This is a genomic window from Eikenella corrodens (assembly GCF_900187105.1).
Lineage (GTDB): Bacteria > Pseudomonadota > Gammaproteobacteria > Burkholderiales > Neisseriaceae > Eikenella > Eikenella corrodens.
The window spans coordinates 702061-716078 of sequence record NZ_LT906482.1 but is presented as its reverse complement, the minus strand read 5'-3'; the positions used below and the strand labels follow the sequence as shown (position 1 = coordinate 716078).

Sequence of the window (14018 nt, the reverse complement as noted above, 5' to 3'; positions counted from 1 at the left end):
TGCTTTTGGGCTGCTGCGTTGGTTCTCCTTCCTGCTCTTTTGGTATGAAAACCGCTCTGCAGCCATAGGGCAGGCTTTCAGGTAGCCTTTTCCAGCAGGCGGGCGATTTCGGCCACGATGGCATCAGCGGTATCGCGTTTGCCCATTTCCGGTAGCGCGGTTTCGGCTGAATCGCTGATGAGTGTTACTTGGTTGTTGCCGCTGCCCATGGCGCTGACGGCGTGGTTGGCCACGATCAGCGGCACGCCTTTGCGCAGCCGTTTGGCGCGGGCGTGCTCGAGCACGTTATGGCTTTCGGCGGCAAAACCCACGCAGAAGGGCGCGTTGGGCAGCCGAGCCACGGCGGCGAGGATGTCTGGGTTTTCGGCCAATTCGATAACGGGCGGCGTGCCGCTGCCGTCTTTTTTCAGCTTTTCGGCGCTGCGGTTGGCCACGTGGTAGTCAGCCACGGCGGCCACGCTGATGAATACGTCGCAGCTGCCTACTTCCCGCATTACAGCTTCGTGCATTTCACGTGCGCTGTGGGCATTGTGCATGGCCACCCCGGCGGGCAGGGCTACCTGAAGCTGCCCGGCCACCAGCACCACTTCCGCCCCGGCGGCACGGCAGGCCTGCGCCAGCGCCACACCCATGCGGCCGCTGGACAGATTGGTGATGCCGCGCACGGGATCGATGGCTTCAAAGGTGGCGCCGGCCGTGAGCAACACGCGTTTGCCGGCCAGCAGTTTGGGCGTCCACAAATCGGGCAGCAGTTCGGCCAATTCAGCGGCTTCGAGCATGCGGCCTTCGCCGGTTTCGCCACAGGCCTGGCTGCCGCTGGCGGGGCCGAACACGGTGATGCCGTCGGCCTGCAGTTGGGCGATGTTACGCAGGTTGGCCGGGTTGCACCACATTTCCACGTTCATGGCGGGGGCAACGGCCAGCGGGCAGGCGCGGGCGGCGGCCAGGGTGGAGAGTAGGTTGTCGGCCATGCCGTGGGCGATTTTAGCCAAGGTGTTGGCGCTGGCGGGAGCGATGAGGAATACATCGGCCTCACGGCTGAGGTGAATGTGTGCCATGCCGTCGGCGGAGTCGGTAGTATCGTCCGTCCACACAGTGTGCCCGCTCAGGGCTTGGAAGGTTTGCGGAGAAATGAAACCGGCAGCGGCGCGGCTCATGGCCACGCTCACGGTATGCCCCTGTTTTCTGAGCAGGCGCACGAGTTCGCAGGATTTATAGGCAGCAATGCCGCCGCTGATGCCGAGCAGGATGTGTTTGGTGGGCATGGTATATGGCGTGATGTGAAAAGATGGGCGCTATGGTAACACAGGGATGGGCAGGGTGTTTCAGGTAGCCTTTGGGTAGGGAAGGCTACCTGAAACCAGTTATTGCACACTGATAACAGAGAAACAGTATCTATTTAGAGCAATTATTTCAATGAGATGTGTTGTATTACTGTTTTGTATCTTTTATCCATCAATTGCTGTTGTTGGTGATAAGTTTTCGTTAGTTCTCTTGCTTGCATATGCTAGAATCCGCCGTTTTTATTTTGCGGAACGGTATGCGGGCATTTGAAACCATGTTCAAATGCGTCAGCGTATTTGCACCTAAGGAGTTAATTTAATGAATAAAATTTATAATATCGTGTACTCTGAAGAGCGCGGCACCTGGGTGGTGTGCTCAGAATTGGAGCGTGCTAGCCGGAAGAAGTCTTCCAGTAGCTCTGCCACCAAGCTGCTGGCTTCTGCCGCGGTAATTGGTCTTGGCGTATCTGCTTTGCCCGCAGCGGCTTCTACTTGTGGCAATGGCAGCACTGTAGCCAGCGGTGGCAGCTGTGATATGGGCACATTCAGCGCAACCGTTAATGACCGCAAGGTTGGTCAGGCTTTGGCTAATAATGGTGATACCGTTACTGTAACCACTTCAGATATTAACAAAATCACATCAGCAGGCAGCTCGTTCCGAGCCGGTAAGCTGCGTGATTTATTTACCGATCCAACGATTCTTCAGCAGTTGGGTGATTTGCAGCGTGTGAACCCCAACCAAAAAGGCGAAACCCGTACTGTTACCGACCCAATCAGCGGCAGCAATCAAACCGTTAACGTATACAATAATATTGGCTTTATATCTGCGTTGGACATCGATAGCATCGTGGCGACGGGGAATGATGTTTATGTGGATATGCGCATCGGCACCGCCACCGGCAGCGGCAGCAAAATCATTGCCTCTTTGGGCGATCCCAATGCAGCTATGGTGGATAATTCAGTTGCCACCAACCGTACGGCCACGCCAATGCCTGCAAAAGATACGCGCATGGTGCAGGCTGAAAACGGCGCTTCGGCGGAATGGACGTCTAAAAACCGCATCCGGTTTGAGCAAAATGTGGTTGCATCCGATAAATTATCTATTACCCAGACTTTGTTCCAGCCGAAAACCGTTACCTTTATGGATGGCAGCTCCCATCGGCTCGACACAGTACAAGATCTGATCAATTACAACAACAATGTTTTGAAACCGGCTATCGGCACGCCAGGTTTTGCCAAACCTGGCGAAACCCAACAGGCAGCGTATGACCGTTGGTTCAATGAGGCTGCCAAAACTCAAAATTATAAGTTTGAACAACCTAACCCCATTACGCCCACTCCAGATTCGTTGCTGCCGACCAAAGAAATTTGGGTTTTGGCTGCTACCGGCAGCGGCTCAACTGCTACATTGAAGAATGGTGGTCAAATCGACCATCGTACCGGGCAAAATACCGGTGGCGGTATGTTGGCTGAAGAAGGCGGTAAGGCCGTTATTGAAGAAGGCGCTAATTTGTCAGGCGTCTTCAGCAGCTTGGTTGTGCGTGGTGTGGGTAGTGTCGGTGAAAACCACGGTGTGATTTCTGGCGGCTATTACGCTTCTGATAATTTTGATACCAGTAAAGCCGGTCAGGCCAATAAAAACGATGTTTATGTTGAAGGGACAACAGTTAATGCTACTAATAATGGCGTTTTCAAAAACGACGGTATCATCAACGTTGCCGGCTTCACTTATCCCAACCTAAATTTCAATAACTACGGTATTCGGGTAAACAATAATGCCACAGCTGTAAACCAGGCCGGCGGTGTTATTAACGTTGCGGTGAATCACACGCCGAATAATCCTGTACATGGCGTACGTGTGGAAGATAATGGTACGTTTACGGGCGAAGCCGGCAGCGAAATTTTCATCGGTCGTACCGCACAATATAGCAAGAACGCGCCCACTACCTTAATCGGCAACACCTCCGATCAGGTTGGTATCTTGGTGAGAGGCAACAATGCTACCGTAAATCACGATGGCACTATTACCATCGGTAAGGAAACCCAAGGTGCAACCGCTGTTAGGGCAAGTAATGGCAATGCCTCGACTACGGTTAATTTGGGTGCGAACAGTGTCATTAATGTACTGGGCAATGCTACGGTAGCAGGCGGTCAGCCGAAGCAGAATATCGGTGTTCAAGCACAAAATTCCGGGGCTGCACAAATCACTAATGCCGGCACAATTAATGTGAGCGGCACCAATGCTGTGGGTGAGAATATTGTGGCCGAAGCTGGTCATACGGCCAAGATTACCAATACTGCCAGCAGCAAAATTATCGTGGAAGAAACCAGCGCCAACACTGCTACCCGTAACTACGGCATCTATGCTGAAGGACGAGGCACAGGTAAGGCTGATGTGGTGGTGGATGGTACGCTGACGCTGAAAGGCGATAACGTAATCGGTGCCCATGCGCGCGGCAACTCAGTGATGGAAGTGAATTCGAACATGACAACCGTGTTCGATGACGCCAACAACGCAAAAAACCAAATCGCTTACTATATTCACGGTGGTTCAGCCACCGCCAATGTAGCGGCTTTGGCTAATAATACCGATATTACTACTGAAAACTCCACTCTATTCCGTGCGGAAGCAGGCGGTACCATTAATGCGGCAAGTTTGAACGTAACCGCTTCCGGTAAAGATGCAGTCATCTTGGCCAGCAACGGCAAAGATGCCAATGCCAACAAAGCATCCACCATCACAGTAAATAATGGTACGTTCAACCTCACTGGAAACGGCGCAACTGTTGCGCTGGTGTCCGGCGGTGCGACTGGCAATCTGAAGGGCACGGCAACCGTTGCTGACAGCGCCACTGGTGCCACCATCGGTAAGGCAGATGGCAAAAGCTATGGTTTGGAGAATCAACTGATTGCAGGTAGCGCCAGTGATAACACCACCAAACTGGTTTCTGAGCTGAACACCACTACCAACGCAGCTGGCGTAACCGGATACACCGCACAAAACAGCGGTACAGTAGACTATTCAGGTAACCTTGATCTGAAGGGTGCCAACAGCGTTGCCGTACAAACGCTGAATAACGGTACAGCCAACCTGAACAACGCAACGGTGAAAGCCAATGGTGATGCTTTGCGAGCCAATGCTGGCAACAACACCATCAACGTTAATGGCGGTACGGTAACCGGTACCACCAACATATTCAATTCAGTTGCTGGTACCAACTCTCTCGTTGCCACTAATGGTGCGGTGTTGAATGGTGTTATGTCGCTGGCGGCAGGTACTTCTTCCGTGGAGCTGGCTAACGGTACCACTTGGAACAATACCGGCAATTCCACCGTAACCAGCCTGGATAATGCCGGCACCGTAGCCTTTGCTACACCGATTACCGCTGCTGTTGGCAACTACAAAACCATCACCGTAAACGGCGACTACACCGGCAATAACGGTAAATTGGTGGTGAACACCCTGTGGAACAGCGATGCCGACAAAGATTCTGACCACCTGATCATCAAAGGCACTGCTAGCGGCACTACCGTGGTTAGCACGCCGAACGGCATCATCGGCAACATCAGCAAAACCAACGCCCAGCAATTCTCGTCTGACGTGGTTACTGTAGAAACCCCGAGTGCTAACGCCCCTAATCAGCAAGAAGGTCAGCCTGACAGCAATGCTATCTTTACCGGTACGGCTAATACCACCAATGCCGGCCAAGCTCAGCTTGTATTGAAGAGCACTGCTGGTGGTAAAAACGTGTATGCCTGGACGCTGTTTGCCGACCCCAACGCCGGTCCGTCGACCTACATTTACGCCCCTGCCGTAGCCGGTTATGTGTTGATGCCGCAAGTGAACCAAGAAATTGGCCACCACACCATCGGCACCCTGCACGAGCGCCGTGGCGAGAACCAAACCCTGGCTTGGGATGATTGCGCCCGTTGCGGAGAGCAAGCCAAAGGCCAAACTTGGACCCGCCTCCTGGGCAGCCGCCTCGATAGTGATGGCAAAGAACGCTTCAATTTTGAAACCAAAATGGGCGGCTTCCAGATTGGCCACGACTTCGCTGTTCACCACAATGATAAAGGCGGCCACCGTCTCACCGGCGGCTACCTGGCCTACACCCGAGCCAGTACCGATTTCTTTGACCGCTATCGTGCTGTAAACGGCAGCATCAGCCCTGACCACTACAGCGGCAAAGGCACCTCCGATGCGGTTAGCTTGGGCCTGAGCAACACCTACTATGCCGCCAACGGCAGCTACTTCGACTTGGTTGGCCAGCTGAGCTGGTTGCGTAATAAATACCAAGATCGCGACAGTGCCAGCGTGAAACAAAACGGCTGGGGCGCTGCCCTTTCTGCCGAAATTGGCCGTCCGTTTGCCTTAGGCAGCCATGCCAATAACCAAGGTGGCTGGCTGATTGAGCCGCAGGCACAACTGGTATACCAATACGTTGGTCTCAAAGATTTCAACGACGGTATCCGACAAGTTAGCCAAGACAAGCAGCACAGCTTGCGCGGCCGCCTCGGCGCCCGCTTGGCCTACAACGGCCCCAGCCGCAGCCTGCGTACCAACACCTTCTATGCCGTGGCCAACGTATGGCACGACTTTATCAAGCCGCATGGCGTAGATATTGGTGAAGACAATGTGCGCGAGAAACGCAACGCCACTTGGGGCGAAGTTGGCCTCGGCGCCCAGCTGCCCGTATCCCGCAACGCCTATGTGTATGGCGATGCCCGCTACCAACACAACTTTGGCAGCACCAGCCGCCATGGTTATCGTGGCAGCGTAGGTTTCAAATACACTTGGAAGTAAGCGTTTGATGCAGCAAAGGCTACCTGAAAAAGTTTGAACGAACAGTTTTCAGGTAGCCCCAACAAGGATTGAATACAATGAATCAGATTACAAAAACCCTCCTCCTCACCGCCTTGGCCACCGGTTTGAGCAGCCAAGCCGCCGCCCGCGACGTGCACCACCGCTGGTGTGCCGAAGAAGCGCCTGTTGCGCAACCCGTTGTGGCAGCGCCGCAAGTTGAGCGCATCAACCTCTCGGCTGATGCCCTGTTCCGCTTCAACCAATCGGATGCCGCCGATATGTTGCCCGAAGGCAAAGCCACCCTCGACCGCTTAGCCGAAAACCTCGTTAGCCGTCAAGCTCATATCGACAGCATTGCCCTCACCGGCCACACCGACCGCCTCGGCAGCGAGCAATACAACTACAATCTCGGCCTGCGGCGTGCTCAAACAGTGAAAAACTATCTGCAGGACAAAGGCGTGCAAGCCCCCATCAGCGTAGCCAGCGCCGGCGAAAGCCAGCCAGTTACTACGGCTTGTACCGGCACCCGTGCTACTGCGGCTCTGAAAGCCTGCCTGCAGCCTGACCGCCGCGTTACTGTGGATATTTCCGGCACAGCAGCGCAATAGTAGTTCAGCCAGTTGGAATCGAGGCTACCTGAAACGCAGCAGAGCGGAATTGCCGCGAAGCTGAAATTTCAGGTAGCCTTTTCTCTGGTTAAACCAAGGTATTGGATTGTTTGAAATCTTGGGTATGAGTTGAGGCTACCTGAAAAAGGGAATGATGGCTTGTTGACTTGGCCGGGCAGCTTTCAGGTAGCCTTTTACAGCACCGGCATGCCTTCAGTCGGCAACACTTTCCCTGCCGAATCGGCGAAAAGCGGGCGCATTCGGTTTTTTTCATTGCCCCTGCCGGTGCTCTATCCTACAATTACGCTTTGCAGTCTGTGATTTATAGTGAATTAAATTTAAACCAGTACAGTGTTGGCTCGCCTTGCCGTACTATTTGTACTGTCTGCGGCTCGCCGCCTTGTCCTGATTTTTGTTAATCCACTATATCGCTTGAAATAGAAAGACGATACGGGGCGAAGCGCCTTGCCGCTTCAATGCCACCATTTTTACCTCGTTGCTATTTTGAACAAGCATACACAAACTGCCACCTGCGGCTTCCCGTGCGGAAGCCGGTTTGCAACTGCTGCGGAGCCCTGTGCCCATGTCTGAAAAATATATTCCTCCCCAAAAGCCCTATCTGCAAATCAAAGACGTGGTGAAAACCTACGGCGAGAATTATGCGGTGGACCACATCGATTTGGATATCGACCGACACGAAATCTTCGCCCTGTTGGGCAGTTCCGGCTCGGGCAAGTCCACATTGCTGCGTATGCTGGCGGGTATGGAAACGCCGGATCAGGGCAAGATTATTTTGGACGGGCAAGACATCACCCGCCTGCCGCCCTACGACAGGCCGATTAACATGATGTTCCAAAGCTACGCCCTGTTTCCGCACATGACGGTGGAGCAGAACATCGCCTTCGGCCTGAAGCAGGACAAAATGCCCAAAGACCAGATTGCCGAACGGGTGGAGGAAATGCTGCGCCTGGTACAGATGAGCAAATACGCCAAACGCAAGCCGCACCAGCTTTCCGGCGGGCAGCAGCAACGTATCGCGCTGGCCCGCGCGCTGGCCAAACAGCCCAAACTTTTGCTGCTGGACGAGCCTCTGGGTGCGCTGGATAAAAACCTGCGCCAGCAAACCCAGCTGGAATTGGTGGATACGCTGGAGAAAGTGGGCGTAACCTGCATCATGGTAACGCACGACCAAGAAGAAGCCATGACCATGGCCACGCGCATCGCCATTATGTCGGAAGGGCAGTTGCAACAAGTGGGTACGCCGCGCGAGGTGTACGACTTCCCCAACAGCCGCTTCACCGCCGAATTCATTGGCGAAACCAATATCTTTGAGGGACATTTGGTGGTGGATGAGGCCGACCATGCCGAAATCGACTGCCCCGAGCTGGCGCAGAATATCCTCATCGACCACAGCGTGGCTGGACCGGAAGAGCAGACCATGTGGGTCAGCATCCGCCCGGAAGACATCAATATGCACAAGGAAAAGCCGGCCAATGTGGGCGAACACAACTGGACCATCGGCACGGTGAAGGAAATCGCCTATTTGGGCAGCTTCGCTATTTATCATGTGCAGCTGCCCAGCGGGCGCATGGTGAAAAGCCAGGTGCTGTCGTCTTATTGGTATTTGGCCAACCTGGAGCCGCCCACTTGGGACGAAACCGTGTATCTGAGCTGGCCGGCCAACCAGCCCGTGCCGCTCACCCGCTAAAGGCTACCTGAAAGCGAAGCTTCAACGCAGTTATAGTGGATTAAAATTGCAATGATACGGCGTTGCCAACGCCCTTATGTACTACCCGTACACGGCGGGCGTTGCCGCCTTGTCTCATTTTTATTTTAATTCACTATAAAACGTAGCGAAGCGAAGTTTCTGCGGAGCGGATCGAGTTCCCGCAAAGCCAAAACGCGGTTGCAACACAGTTAAGACCAACATACCGGTTCGGCAAGGCAGCCGAACATAAAAAGGCTACCTGAAACCTGAAACCGCACTTTCAGGCCAGGGTAAGCAAGAGAGGCTACCTGAAAAATGAAATGGCAGGCTTTAAAACGCAAACTCAGCCCCGGGCAGGGGCTGGTTATCGGCATACCTTATTTGTGGCTGCTGGTGCTCTTCCTGATCCCCTTCTTCTTCGTGTTGAAAATCAGCCTGGCCGAGCAAGCCACCTCGATTCCGCCCTACACCCCGCTCTACACGGTGGACGAAGCGGCCGGACGTGTGAATATTTCCCTGAGCTACCTGAACTACACCGGCATTTTCGAGAATTTCTGGTCGTCGCTGTGGCTCGGACTCAACCCGTTTGCCGATAAATCCGGCAGCAACCTGTATGTGCACATCTACCTGCTTTCTATCAAAACCGCCATCACCACCACGCTGATTTGCCTGCTGGCCGGCTACCCCATCGCCTACGCCATCTCGCGCAGCCGCGAAAAATGGCGCAACCCGCTGCTCTTGGCCATTATGCTGCCGTTTTGGACTTCACTGCTGCTGCGCGTGTACGCCTGGATGGGCCTGCTTTCGCAAAACGGCATCATCAACAACCTGCTGTTGCGTTGGGGTTGGATTAACCAGCCGCTGGACATGTTCTACAACAGTTTCTCGCTCAATATTGTGATGGTGTACACCTATCTGCCCTTTATGGTGCTGCCGCTGTACACCCAGCTATTAAAGCTGGATAACCGCCTGCTTGAAGCCTCTGCCGATTTGGGCGCCGGGCCGGTGAAATCGTTTTTCTCCATCACCCTGCCGCTCTCCAAAAGCGGCATCATCGCCGGCTCCATGCTGGTGTTTATCCCGGCGGTGGGCGAATTTGTGATTCCCGATTTGGTGGGCGGGCCCGAACACCTGATGATCGGTAAAGCCCTGTGGCAGGCCTTCTTCACCCAAAACGACTGGCCGCTCGCCTCGGCCATGGCCGTGGTGATGGTGCTGCTTTTGGTGGTGCCTATCGGCCTGTTCCACCGTCATGAAGCCAAACAGCTGGAAGGAGCGCGCCGTGGCTAGAAAATCTACATCGTCCACCTGGTTTCTGCGCATCTGCCTGTTTTTGGGGCTGGCCTTCCTCTATATCCCGCTGCTGGTGCTGGTGGTGTATTCCTTCAACCGCTCCGAGCTGGTTACCGTATGGGGCGGCTTCTCCACCAAATGGTACGGCGCGCTGCTGAATAACAGCGAGATTTTGGAAGCCACCTGGCTCTCCATCCGCATCGCCCTTATTTCCTCCGCCGCCGCCGTGGTGCTCGGCACCATGGCCGCCTATGCCCTGGCGCGCATCAAACGCTTCCGCGGCAGCACCTTGTTTACCGGCATGGTGTCTGCCCCTATGGTGATGCCCGACATCATCACCGGCATCTCGCTGGTGATGCTGATTTTGCAGGTGCAGGCCTTGCTGCGCGGTTCCAGCCTGAGCTGGCTGCAATTTGAGCGCGGCTGGTTCACCATTTGGCTTGGTCATACCACCCTGTGCATGGCCTACGTTACCGTGGTGATCCGCACTCGCCTGGGCGAGCTCGACCAATCCTTGGAAGAAGCTGCACAGGATTTGGGCGCCAAGCCGTGGAAGATTTTTTGGGTGATCACCCTGCCGCTGATCGCTCCCGCCATCGCTTCCGGTTTCCTGCTCGCCATGACCCTTTCCATGGACGACCTGGTAATCACCTCCTTCCTCAGCGGCCCCAACTACACCACCCTGCCGCAGCTGATTTTTGCCAAAGTAAAACGCGGCGTGAACCCGCAGATGAACGTGCTGGCCACCTTCCTGATCACCATCATCGGCACCCTCGTCATCACCGGCAACTACCTCATGATGCGCCGCGTAAACAAACGCGACCGCGAAGCCGCCCTGGCCTACAAACAAGCCCAAGAAGCCGCAGCGGCAACAGCCGCTCCGCCACCCTCCGCGCTGATTGAAGCTGAAGAGGCTGCGCAGGAGGCAGATGACCATGCGGAAGAGCCTGCAGCAACCGATGAGGTTTCGGAGGATTAGCATTGCCGAAATGGTGAGGCAATAAGCTCAGTTTGAAATAAAGGCTACACTGGGGGAGTGATATATTTTGCATCGGAAGACCGGGAACAAAAAAATGGCCGCAATCCTTTAATGACGGGGATTACGGCCATTTTCTTATCCGGAAACCGTGGCGCTTTATTTTTCCAAAAACTGGTCAAAAATGGGCAGAATTTTGGTGCAGAATGGTCAGGGAATGGATGGGAGTGGGTAAAAAAGCGGAAAAAATGGGCTGGATTTAACCGGGTGTTAAACGCCGGTTAAAGGGCACGACCTAGCCATACCACCTTGCCGATGATGCTCACGCTGCTATCGCTATTGTCACCGTTTTGCAGGGGCACCTCAAAGGGCTTGTATTGTGGGTTCTCGCTGGTAACCAGCAGAGCATGAGGCAAGCGTTGTACCCGTTTTACAAAGATTTCGTTACCGATCCGGAGGGCATACAGGCCGTCACTAGCCTCAGTGCGGCTGTGGTCGACGAGGATGGCATCTTTGTCGTTGAGGACACCGGCCATGCTGTCGCCCTTAACCATAACTACAGATAAGTTATTAAAATCTGTTGTAACAAATGCTTCCAACCAGTCGCGCCGGAAAGCCAAGGTAGATTTTGGCGGTATATCATCTGCCCATGCACCATGCCCGGCTGATAAAGCCACGTCATATAACGGGATAAATACAAACTCATCTATATCAACAGGCCTGCCTTGTACGTCAAAGGCACAACCTTCTCCGGTCGACTCTCCACGTTCGGCTTTTCTAATATTGTTCAATGTATTTTTCGTTTCAGCCAGCCGCTGTTGCAGCAGCCGGCGGCCTTCGTCTTGCTCGGAAACGTTATAGGATGCCTGAGGTTCTTTTAAGCGGTTAGCACCTGAGGCAAACATAGGCCCTTGTCCAGTTGCCAGCCACAGCAGATTTACATTGGTCGCATCAGCAAGCCGTAATAGATTGCTCATTTTCGGGTCAGACTCTCCGTCAATCCATCTCTGTGCGGAAGGTGGGGCAATACCTGCCTGCCTGGCAAGCTCTGAAACGTTTCCGTTAAAAAGCTCTAAAATTTTCGCCATTCTGTCGGCAAATTGTAGGTTTGAGTTGCTCATGTCTAAGTTTAACCTTTTTATAAAAATAAGTTTAACGTTAAACTAAACCTAAATATACAAAATATTCAAAGGAGTAGCTAAAAAATAGCCAAATATTCAAGATTAACCTTGAATCTTTTAAGATTTACGTTTAATATGCCGACACGCTAAGCAAACAAGCATGGACATAACGTTAAGCAAAAGGAGTGAATCAAAATGCAAAAAAATACAGCAGACTGGCATCGCGCGGATGTGGTTGCTGCGCTTAAAAAAGTAGGCTGGTCAGTAAGAGCTTTATCTATCGCCAGCGGCTTGGGGCCGAACACCTTAAAGAATGCCCTTTCCCAACCGTATCCCAAGGCTGAACGCATTATCGCGGACGCTCTAGGCATGAAGCCGGAGGAGATTTGGCCGCAACGGTATGCAGCTAGGAATTTCCGCCCAACGCTTCACAAAACAGTTAATGCTTAGGCGCATTGTACGGAATAAAAACGAAAAAATCACGCTCTTAAAATCCCGTCTAGTAGATTTTTACTATGAGAAACAGCAAAAAACAGCCCAAAGCCACCTCGCTCGACCATGCCATCGAGCTGGCCAAGCACCATGCTAAAGAGCGCAGGCTGCCATCCAAGGTAATGGCCGACCTGATGGGCGTGGAGCTCAAAACGTATTACCGCTGGCTGCTCGAAAACACCATGCCACTTAACCGGATAGCCCAGTTTGAGGCTTTAACTGGCAGCCGATACATCAGCGAGTATTTGAGCGTGCTGCATGGCGACCGTGTAGTCATTGAAATCCCACGTGGCCGCAAAGGCTCTACCGCTGATATTGCCAAAGTACAGAGCCAAACAGCGGAAGCCATTGCCCTATTGGCTAAATGGCACGAAGACGGCAGCGGTGTGGATGAGACCATCGAAGCCTTGACCGGTGTACTGGCCTTGCTCGCCTACCACCGCGAAAACGTCAAAAAGGCAGAGACACCAGAGCTAGGGTTTGGAGATGATGATGAGTGAATATCTAAGTGCAGGTGACTTAGCCATGCTCCAAATATCTTTTCTGCCGAAAACACATAAAGGAATTGCTGATAAAGCTAAGCGAGAACATTGGGTTGGCCGTAGGCGAGGGAAAACTGGTGGTGGTTTTGAGTACCAAATAGCCGCCCTGCCGCAGGAAATCCAAGACGCCATCGCTGAAAAACACCTGATGGGGATGTTGGCCAAGTCCACGGCCAAGCCCCCTGTGCAGGAGAAAAAGCAATCTAAGCCAGCTGTTCTGCGCCCATCCCAAGCCGGCTTGCCTTTGGACACTGTTATTAAGGACTTGGTGCAATAAGGGACAGCAAGACAAAACAGGCTACCTGAAAAGGCAGCCTGTTTTTTTGCGCACTGAAACGCTTGCCGACACAGCGGCAGGGGATGGCGGGTAAAGGAGCAATAAATGTCCCGTTTACAAGACGACGGCCTGATTGTCGAAGGCACCGTGATGGCGCGCAACCGCCGCCTGCCCGATACCGGCTTTTTGCCCATCGGCAACGTTACCGCCCTCAAACTCAAGACCGAGAGCGAAAAGAAAACCCGTACCAGCAAGCAGAAAGGCAGCTACGGCCAGGCACTGGATACCATCACCATTAAAAAACCGACCACCGTGTCCTTTACCCTGGATACCTTTGACAAAACTAATCTGGCAATGGTGCTGATGGGTGCAGACAGCGTAGTGGATGCCTCTGCGGTCAAAACCACCGACCAGCCGGTTACGGTTGCCAAAAAAGGCATTTGGATCAGCCTCGGCCACGCCAACCTCGACCCGACCAAGGTTATTGTCAAAAACGCCGCCGGCACCAAGGTGGACGAAGCCGACTACGAACTCAACGCCAATATCGGCCTGGTACTGGTCAAAGAGTCTTGCACCACCGTGCAGGACGGCGAAGAGGTCAAAATCACCCATACCACCAAGGCGGGCGGCGGTTTCCATATCGACGCAGACAAGGTGAGCGACTGGGATTTGGAAATCCTCGTGGACACCACCAACCGCGTGAACGGCAAAGAGGGCAAGCTGCACATCCCGTCTGCCGTGATTGCCTCTGATTCCGAGCTGGATTGGTTTGCTGACGACTTCAACAGCGCCAGTTTCAGCGGCAACACAGTATTGGTGGCCGGTTATCCCTCATCCTACAGCTACAGCGAATTTAACTAATTCCTCACTCTGCAAACTCCGAGACTTCGGCGGCCTTCCCGGCCGCCTTTTTT

General features: G+C 53.6%; 12 protein-coding genes. 10 read left to right on the top strand and 2 right to left on the bottom strand.

Annotated elements, in window-relative coordinates; all coding sequences use genetic code 11:
* Positions 1-77 precede the first annotated feature (77 nt).
* A complete protein-coding gene (coaBC, locus tag CKV94_RS03605) occupies positions 78-1265 on the bottom strand; it encodes a bifunctional phosphopantothenoylcysteine decarboxylase/phosphopantothenate--cysteine ligase CoaBC (protein WP_003823505.1) in 1188 nt (395 codons plus the stop codon).
* A 337-nt stretch (positions 1266-1602) separates the two neighbouring features.
* Here coaBC and CKV94_RS03600 point away from each other — a divergent pair, with 337 nt between their 5' ends.
* The 6 genes from CKV94_RS03600 (at position 1603) to CKV94_RS11085 (ending at position 10957) form a co-directional block, all read left to right on the top strand.
* Complete coding sequence (locus CKV94_RS03600) at positions 1603-6087, top strand: autotransporter outer membrane beta-barrel domain-containing protein (RefSeq protein ID WP_003823504.1); 4485 nt, start codon at positions 1603-1605, stop codon at positions 6085-6087.
* A gap of 77 nt (positions 6088-6164) precedes the next feature.
* On the top strand, positions 6165-6695 hold the full coding sequence (locus CKV94_RS03595) for an OmpA family protein (protein ID WP_003823503.1): 531 nt from the start codon (positions 6165-6167) through the stop codon (positions 6693-6695).
* 583 nt (positions 6696-7278) lie between these two features.
* A complete protein-coding gene (locus CKV94_RS03585; RefSeq protein WP_003823499.1) occupies positions 7279-8403 on the top strand; it encodes an ABC transporter ATP-binding protein in 1125 nt (374 codons plus the stop codon).
* Between the two features lie 315 nt (positions 8404-8718).
* The gene (locus CKV94_RS03575; protein ID WP_003823496.1) at positions 8719-9693 is read left to right on the top strand and encodes an ABC transporter permease subunit; all 975 of its coding nucleotides are present in this window, start codon (positions 8719-8721) and stop codon (positions 9691-9693) included.
* Positions 9656-10675, top strand: coding sequence for an ABC transporter permease (locus CKV94_RS03570; RefSeq protein WP_003823495.1), 1020 nt, complete (start codon positions 9656-9658; stop codon positions 10673-10675). The genes CKV94_RS03575 and CKV94_RS03570 overlap by 38 nt, the downstream gene beginning before the upstream one ends.
* 57 nt (positions 10676-10732) lie before the next feature.
* Entirely contained in the window at positions 10733-10957 is a 225-nt protein-coding gene (locus tag CKV94_RS11085) for a hypothetical protein (protein ID WP_155114512.1), read from the top strand.
* Here the strand turns inward: CKV94_RS11085 and CKV94_RS03565 are convergent.
* Positions 10954-11793 carry an XRE family transcriptional regulator gene (locus CKV94_RS03565; RefSeq protein ID WP_003823493.1) on the bottom strand — a complete coding sequence of 280 codons (840 nt, stop codon included), beginning with the start codon at positions 11791-11793 and terminating at the stop codon, positions 10954-10956. The two genes, CKV94_RS11085 and CKV94_RS03565, sit on opposite strands and share 4 nt — an antisense overlap.
* Positions 11794-11988: 195 nt before the next feature.
* On the opposite strand from CKV94_RS03565, the gene CKV94_RS03560 reads away from it, so the two are divergent.
* The 4 genes from CKV94_RS03560 to CKV94_RS03545 all read left to right on the top strand — a co-directional run bounded on the left by CKV94_RS03560 (position 11989) and on the right by CKV94_RS03545 (position 13965).
* Positions 11989-12243 carry a helix-turn-helix domain-containing protein gene (locus tag CKV94_RS03560; RefSeq protein WP_003823492.1) on the top strand — a complete coding sequence of 85 codons (255 nt, stop codon included), beginning with the start codon at positions 11989-11991 and terminating at the stop codon, positions 12241-12243.
* Between the two features lie 65 nt (positions 12244-12308).
* Positions 12309-12785 (top strand): hypothetical protein, encoded by a 477-nt coding sequence (locus CKV94_RS03555; RefSeq protein ID WP_003823491.1) that lies wholly within the window; start codon positions 12309-12311, stop codon positions 12783-12785.
* On the top strand, positions 12772-13104 hold the full coding sequence (locus CKV94_RS03550; RefSeq protein WP_003823489.1) for a DNA-binding protein: 333 nt from the start codon (positions 12772-12774) through the stop codon (positions 13102-13104). The genes CKV94_RS03555 and CKV94_RS03550 overlap by 14 nt, the downstream gene beginning before the upstream one ends.
* Positions 13105-13209: 105 nt before the next feature.
* Entirely contained in the window at positions 13210-13965 is a 756-nt protein-coding gene (locus CKV94_RS03545) for a phage tail tube protein (RefSeq protein WP_003823488.1), read from the top strand.
* Positions 13966-14018: the final 53 nt, after the last annotated feature.

What these genes read in the sequence shown, in the direction of transcription:
- CKV94_RS03570 (WP_003823495.1), top strand. Translation starts at nt 9,656, where the DNA reads ATGAAGCCAAACAGCTGGAAGGAGCGCGCCGTGGCTAGAAAATCTACA.
- CKV94_RS03545 (WP_003823488.1), top strand. Translation starts at nt 13,210, where the DNA reads ATGTCCCGTTTACAAGACGACGGCCTGATTGTCGAAGGCACCGTGATG.
- CKV94_RS03565 (WP_003823493.1), bottom strand. Translation starts at nt 11,793, where the DNA reads ATGAGCAACTCAAACCTACAATTTGCCGACAGAATGGCGAAAATTTTA.
- CKV94_RS03560 (WP_003823492.1), top strand. Translation starts at nt 11,989, where the DNA reads ATGCAAAAAAATACAGCAGACTGGCATCGCGCGGATGTGGTTGCTGCG.
- CKV94_RS03555 (WP_003823491.1), top strand. Translation starts at nt 12,309, where the DNA reads ATGAGAAACAGCAAAAAACAGCCCAAAGCCACCTCGCTCGACCATGCC.
- coaBC (WP_003823505.1), bottom strand. Translation starts at nt 1,265, where the DNA reads ATGCCCACCAAACACATCCTGCTCGGCATCAGCGGCGGCATTGCTGCC.
- CKV94_RS03595 (WP_003823503.1), top strand. Translation starts at nt 6,165, where the DNA reads ATGAATCAGATTACAAAAACCCTCCTCCTCACCGCCTTGGCCACCGGT.
- CKV94_RS03585 (WP_003823499.1), top strand. Translation starts at nt 7,279, where the DNA reads ATGTCTGAAAAATATATTCCTCCCCAAAAGCCCTATCTGCAAATCAAA.
- CKV94_RS03600 (WP_003823504.1), top strand. Translation starts at nt 1,603, where the DNA reads ATGAATAAAATTTATAATATCGTGTACTCTGAAGAGCGCGGCACCTGG.
- CKV94_RS03575 (WP_003823496.1), top strand. Translation starts at nt 8,719, where the DNA reads ATGAAATGGCAGGCTTTAAAACGCAAACTCAGCCCCGGGCAGGGGCTG.
- CKV94_RS03550 (WP_003823489.1), top strand. Translation starts at nt 12,772, where the DNA reads ATGATGATGAGTGAATATCTAAGTGCAGGTGACTTAGCCATGCTCCAA.